This window comes from Acinetobacter sp. WU_MDCI_Abxc222, assembly GCF_025514755.1.
In the GTDB taxonomy this organism is placed as follows: Bacteria; Pseudomonadota; Gammaproteobacteria; order Pseudomonadales; family Moraxellaceae; genus Acinetobacter; species Acinetobacter geminorum.
Genome location: NZ_JAHPVG010000030.1, coordinates 1 through 536, shown reverse-complemented (window position 1 = coordinate 536; position 536 = coordinate 1). Strand labels below are relative to the sequence as shown.

Here is a 536-nt window from a genome sequence, read left to right as displayed (position 1 = left end):
AAGTTTGAACGTAATAAGCCACACGTAAACGTGGGCACAATCGGTCACGTTGACCATGGTAAAACAACTTTAACTGCTGCGATTGCAACAATTTGTGCAAAAACTTACGGCGGTGAAGCGAAAGATTACTCACAAATCGACTCAGCACCTGAAGAAAAAGCACGTGGTATTACAATTAATACTTCACACGTAGAATACGATTCTCCAATTCGTCACTACGCGCACGTTGACTGCCCGGGCCACGCCGATTACGTTAAAAACATGATTACTGGTGCTGCTCAGATGGACGGCGCGATCCTTGTGTGTGCTGCGACTGACGGTCCAATGCCACAAACTCGTGAACACATCCTTCTTTCTCGTCAGGTTGGTGTACCTTACATCATCGTATTCTTGAACAAGTGTGACCTTGTTGATGATGAAGAATTACTTGAATTAGTAGAAATGGAAGTTCGTGAACTTCTTTCTACTTATGACTTCCCAGGTGATGACACTCCAGTTATCCGTGGTTCTGCGCTTAAAGCGTTGGAAGGCGATGC

The 536-nt window shown here is 45.0% G+C and carries 1 protein-coding gene; it reads left to right on the top strand.

From position 1 onward, the window contains the following. Positions 1-536, top strand: a 536-nt coding sequence (locus KTJ10_RS17960; protein WP_262442554.1) for a GTP-binding protein, incomplete at both ends; no start/stop codon positions are given.